Raw genomic sequence first — 5,417 nt, 5'->3', positions numbered from 1 at the left:
GTCTCACCGCGGGACCGGTCAAGGCGGTTGGTTTCCACCAGTTGCCGAATCTGTGCCTGGATGGCCTTTTTCTCGGCTTCCTTCTGGCGCTCAAGGTTCAGCAGCCTGTCCCGCTCTGCCTTTTCTTCCCGTGCCTGGCGTGCACGAACCTCCGCTTCGTTGACTTCAACAGTGCCTTTGGGTTGCTGCTTGCGCTTTTTGTGTTTCTCATTGCGAATGGCCTTGGCCTTTTTCTCATCGGCCAGGCCGGCTTTTAACAGCTGATCCTGTAGTGATGGCATTCAATGCTCCGTGATGGTTTGCGATTTCTGGTAAACTGCACCCAGTATACGCTCGGAACCTTCCCGGTCGAACCCATCTCTATTTGCTATTTCCAGGAATTTTTATGCCGTCATTCAGCCAGCTGGGTCTTTCCCGGCCGATGCTCGCGAACCTTTCGCGACTTGGTTTTGAAAACTCGACACCTATACAGGCAGGTGCTTTGCCCCATGCACTGATGGGTAGTGACCTGATCGCCATGGCTCAGACTGGCAGTGGCAAGACAGCTGCGTTCGGTATTCCCCTTGTAGAGAAGCTGAACCCGCGCAGGTTCGTGGTCCAGGGGCTGGTGCTCTGCCCAACGCGGGAACTGGCGGACCAGGTAGCCAAATCCCTGCGGGAGCTGGCCGTGGCAAGGGATAACGTGAAAATCCTGTCGCTGTGTGGCGGGGTATCCATTGGCCCGCAGATCGGCTCCCTCAGCCACGGCGCCCATATTGTGGTGGGAACCCCCGGGCGTCTCCAGGACCACCTACGCAAGGGGACTCTGAATCTGGACCATCTTGAAACCCTGATTCTGGACGAGGCGGACCGGATGCTGGATATGGGCTTTCAGGAGGCTGTAGAGGACATCATCAGCCAGGCGCCGACAAAAAGGCAGACCCTGATGTTTTCCGCCACCTGGCCGGAAAATATCCGCAAACTCAGTGAGCAGTACCAGAACAACCCGGCGGATGTGCGCATCGATAGCCAGGCCGTTGAGTCCGATATCAGTGAACGGTTTTTTGAAATTGCTCCGGGGCAGCAGGTTCAGGCACTGGCGGCGTTGCTGTCGCTGCATCAGCCGGCTTCCTGTATCGCTTTCTGTACCCGCAAGCAGCAGTGCGATGAAGTTGCCAGCGAATTGAATGGTTTGGGCTTTTCAGCCTTGCCTTTGCACGGCGATCTTGAGCAGCGGGATCGTGACAGTGTTCTGGTGCGTTTTGGTAACCAGAGCTGTTCTGTGTTGGTCGCGACCGATGTTGCCGCCCGTGGCCTTGATATCAAGTCGTTGCCGCTGGTGGTGAATGTAGAGCCTGCCCGTGATCCGGAGGTACACACCCATCGGGTTGGAAGAACCGGCCGCGCGGGAGAGCAGGGGCTGGCGGTCACCTTCTGCACGCCATCCCAGGCCCACAAGCTCAACCGCCTGGAGGCAGGCCGCAAACAGCCTGTGGAGTGGGGTAATACGGCAGATCTGCTGGCCACACCGCTGAAACCGTCTGATCCCGCGATGAAAACCCTGTGCATTGCCGGTGGGCGCAAAGACAAGGTAAGGCCGGGGGACGTCCTTGGTGCGCTAACCGGAGAGGCGGGGCTTCCCGGCAAAGTGGTCGGGAAGATCGATCTCTTTGATTTTCAGTGTTTTGTTGCGGTTGAAAAGGAATCAGCGGCTATGGCCCTGAAAAGGCTGGAACAGGGTCGCATCAAAGGCCGGAAAATGCGTGTACGTTATGCATGAATGATAATTGCTTTTACCTGCTGAAAGCGCGTCAGTATGGGCCAGAGCGCTCGGAAACCACTTATTGAAACCTGCAATTAGGTTGCTCAGCGGGTCGGAAAACGGTAAATTACGCGGGATTTTGTCCGCCGAATTGCCTCTGTTATGGGCGTGGTCCAATGAATATCAGGTAAATCGGAAAAATCAATCACTCAATACAGGTAGCTATTCGTTATGAATGAGCTGATGTCACAAGCCATTGATCTGATGGTCGCAGGCATGGGGTTTGTATTCACATTCCTTATCATACTGGTGTTTGCAACCCTGCTCATGTCAAAACTGGTGCTCCGGTTTGGCCCGGCTGAGCCTGAACCTGCAGCCCCAGCCATTAAATCACGTGCAAAGCCTTCAGCGCCGTCTCCAGTTGATCCTGGCACCGCTGAAGCGATCAAAAAAGCGATTGCACAATACCGGTCACGCCACAAGAAGTGACCTGGCAGACAGATTAGAACCTTTAAACAGAAGGCTGACACGATGACTGACACAAAGAAACCGCTGGGGATTACGGACGTTATTCTGCGCGACGCCCACCAGTCCCTGCTGGCCACCCGCATGCGGCTTGACGATATGCTGCCCATTGCCGAGAAGCTGGACAAAGTAGGCTTCTGGTCTCTGGAATCCTGGGGTGGAGCTACCTTTGACTCCTGCATTCGCTATCTGGGCGAAGACCCGTGGGAGCGCATCCGTGAGCTGAAAAAAGCCATGCCGAATACCCAGCAGCAGATGCTTCTGCGCGGCCAGAACCTGCTGGGATACAGGCACTACGCGGATGATGTGGTAGACCGTTTCTGTGAGCGTGCCGCCGAAAATGGCGTTGATGTGTTCCGTATTTTCGATGCGATGAATGATCCCCGTAACCTGGATCGCGCTATCAAGGCCGTTCGTAAGACGGGCAAGCATGCCCAGGGTACCATTGCCTATACCACCAGCCCGGTGCACACCATCGAGATGTGGGTAGAGCTTGCGAAGGAAGTCGCGGACATGGGCGCGGACTCCATCGCCATCAAGGATATGGCCGGCATTCTCAAGCCTTACGTTGCTTTCGATCTGGTCAGCCGCCTGAAGAAAGAGCTGGATATTCCGATTCACATGCAGTGCCACGCGACGACCGGCATGTCTACCGCAACCGCTGTCAAGGCAGCGGAAGCCGGCATCGATAACGTCGATACGGCCATCTCCTCAATGAGTATGACCTACGGTCACTCGCCCACCGAAGCGGTGGTTGCGATTCTTGAAGGAACCGATCGTGACACTGGCCTTGACCTGAACCTGCTTGAAGAGATAGCCAGTTACTTCCGTGAGGTCCGTAAGAAGTACGCCAGGTTCGAAGGCAGCCTCAGGGGCACTGACTCCCGCATCCTGATTGCCCAGGTACCGGGTGGCATGCTGACCAACATGGAAAACCAGTTGAAAGAGCAGAACGCGGCCGACAAGTTCGACCAGGTTCTGGACGAAATCCCCAAGGTACGTGAAGACCTGGGCTTTATCCCACTGGTAACGCCTACATCCCAGATCGTCGGCACCCAGGCGGTACTGAACGTACTGACCGGTGAGCGTTACAAGTCCATCTCCAAGGAAACCTCCGCCATTCTCAAGGGCGAGTACGGTGCTGCACCGGCACCAATGAACAAGGAGTTGCAGGATCGCGTTCTGGACGGAAAAGAGCCAGTGACCTGCCGTCCGGCGGATCTGATCGAGCCGGAAATGGACAAGCTGACCAAAGAGCTCGGGGATATCGCGAAAGAGAAAGACATCAAGCTTGCGGAGCAGGAAGTGGATGACGTGCTCACCTATGCCCTGTTCCCGCAGATTGGCCTCAAGTTTCTTGAGAACCGCGGCAACCCCGATGCCTTCGAACCGGTACCAACCAAAGAAGACGCATCTGCGGCATCAGTTCCGGCCAAGAAGGGTGCCTCGGAGACCTACACCGTGGAAGTCGACGGTAAGGAATACGTGGTTGCTGTTAGTGAAGGCGGTGAGATCAGCCAGATTGAGGGCAAGGACGGTTCCGGCGCATCGGCGCCTGCCGCTTCTTCGCCTGCGCCAGCGCCTACCGGCGGTGGTGAGCCGGTTCCGGCACCGTTGGGTGGCAACATCTTCAAGGTACTGGTTTCGCCCGGTGACGTCGTTGAAGAAGGCGATGTGATGATCATCCTAGAAGCCATGAAAATGGAAACCGAGGTGCGCGCACCCAAGGCCGGTACCATCGGCGAAGTCTTCATCAAGGTCGGTGATGCCGTCTCCGTTGATGATGAAATGCTGACAATCGCATAAGGGCCAGCATTCCATGGAAAAATTAATGACGTTGTGGACAGGCAGTGGCCTGTTCAATATAGAACCGGGCCAGGTGGTGATGATCCTCATCGGCCTTGGGCTTTTGTATCTTGCGGTTCGCAAGAAGTTCGAGCCATTGTTGCTGGTGCCGATTGGCTTCGGTGGCATTCTGGCGAACATTCCGGAGGCAGGGCTGGCCCTGTCGGCGGCAGAAAATGCCATTCACTTTGCCAAACCCGAGGCGCTGGCTGCATTGGCGAGTGTTCTGGACGTATCCTATCAGGCCGGCCAGGCGGTAACGCCAGAGGTCAAAGAGGCGTTCAAGGCTGCGTACAAGGATGCCAGTTACGCCAGCATAAGCATGGCCAATGCGGTTGCCCAGGATAATGGCTATGGCAATGGCATGCTCTACAACTTCTACACCATTGTTATTGGGAGCACCGTTGGGCCGCTGCTGATTTTCATGGGTGTGGGTGCGATGACGGACTTCGGTCCGCTGCTGGCCAACCCCAAGACGCTGTTGTTGGGTGCTGCTGCCCAGTTCGGCATCTTCGGAACAGTGATCGGTGCTGCATTGCTGGATTGGGCAGGCATTCTTGAGTTCACTATCCTGGAAGCCGCCGCCATCGGTATCATTGGTGGGGCGGATGGCCCGACGTCCATCTATGTGTCCAGTGTGCTGGCGCCCCACCTGATTGGTGCGATCGCGGTCTCGGCCTACGCCTACATGGCTCTGGTTCCGATGATTCAGCCGCCGATCATGAAGGCGCTGACCAGCAAGAAAGAGAGGGCCATCAAGATGACCCAGCTGCGCCCGGTGACCAAGAAAGAGAAAATTGTGTTCCCGATCGTGGTGCTGGTTGCTGTAGCCCTGTTCCTCCCGGACGCAGCTCCGCTGCTGGGTATGTTCTGCTTCGGTAACCTGATGCGTGAATGTGGTGTGGTTGAGCGCCTGAGTGACACTGCCCAGAACGCGCTGATTAACATCGTCACCATTTTCCTGGGGCTTTCGGTCGGCTCCAAGCTGATGGCTGACAGCTTCCTGGACGGCCAGACCCTGGGCATCCTGGGGCTGGGCATTGTGGCCTTCGCTGTGGGTACCGCAACGGGTGTCCTGATGGCGAAGCTGATGAATGCCTTCGTCAAGGAGCCCATCAATCCGCTGATTGGTTCTGCCGGGGTATCCGCGGTGCCGATGGCGGCTCGGGTGACCAACAAGGTTGGTCTTGAAGCCAACCCGCAGAACTTCCTGCTGATGCACGCCATGGGCCCCAATGTGGCCGGCGTTATCGGCTCTGCGGTGGCTGCGGGTGTAATGATCAAGCTTCTGGGCTGATCGTTTCAC

5 protein-coding genes are annotated in these 5,417 nt (G+C 56.6%); 4 read left to right on the top strand and 1 reads right to left on the bottom strand.

From position 1 onward, the window contains the following. Positions 1–281, bottom strand: a 281-nt coding sequence (locus ACESMB_RS14570; protein ID WP_372971937.1) for a DUF2058 family protein, incomplete at its 3' end; no start/stop codon positions are given. A 104-nt stretch (positions 282–385) separates the two neighbouring features. On the opposite strand from ACESMB_RS14570, the gene dbpA reads away from it, so the two are divergent. From dbpA to ACESMB_RS14550, 4 genes are all read left to right on the top strand, one after another. Then, the gene (gene dbpA, locus ACESMB_RS14565) at positions 386–1,759 is read left to right on the top strand and encodes an ATP-dependent RNA helicase DbpA (protein WP_372971936.1); all 1,374 of its coding nucleotides are present in this window, start codon (positions 386–388) and stop codon (positions 1,757–1,759) included. A 213-nt stretch (positions 1,760–1,972) separates the two neighbouring features. Beyond that, positions 1,973–2,230, top strand: coding sequence for an OadG family protein (locus tag ACESMB_RS14560; protein ID WP_372927420.1), 258 nt, complete (start codon positions 1,973–1,975; stop codon positions 2,228–2,230). A 42-nt stretch (positions 2,231–2,272) separates the two neighbouring features. Beyond that, entirely contained in the window at positions 2,273–4,072 is a 1,800-nt protein-coding gene (gene oadA, locus ACESMB_RS14555) for a sodium-extruding oxaloacetate decarboxylase subunit alpha (protein ID WP_372927419.1), read from the top strand. A 13-nt stretch (positions 4,073–4,085) separates the two neighbouring features. After that, positions 4,086–5,408 carry a sodium ion-translocating decarboxylase subunit beta gene (locus tag ACESMB_RS14550; RefSeq protein WP_372927418.1) on the top strand — a complete coding sequence of 441 codons (1,323 nt, stop codon included), beginning with the start codon at positions 4,086–4,088 and terminating at the stop codon, positions 5,406–5,408. The last annotated feature ends 9 nt before the right edge of the window (positions 5,409–5,417 follow it).

The sequence above is a fragment of the Marinobacter sp. genome (genome assembly GCF_041686475.1).
Lineage (GTDB): Bacteria > Pseudomonadota > Gammaproteobacteria > Pseudomonadales > Oleiphilaceae > Marinobacter.
Note: the sequence above shows the minus strand (reverse complement) of the source record. Positions and strands in the feature narration are given on the sequence as shown.

Coding starts and splice junctions, on each gene's coding strand:
- dbpA (WP_372971936.1), top strand. CDS start 386: ATGCCGTCATTCAGCCAGCTGGGTCTTTCCCGGCCGATGCTCGCGAAC.
- ACESMB_RS14560 (WP_372927420.1), top strand. CDS start 1,973: ATGAATGAGCTGATGTCACAAGCCATTGATCTGATGGTCGCAGGCATG.
- oadA (WP_372927419.1), top strand. CDS start 2,273: ATGACTGACACAAAGAAACCGCTGGGGATTACGGACGTTATTCTGCGC.
- ACESMB_RS14550 (WP_372927418.1), top strand. CDS start 4,086: ATGGAAAAATTAATGACGTTGTGGACAGGCAGTGGCCTGTTCAATATA.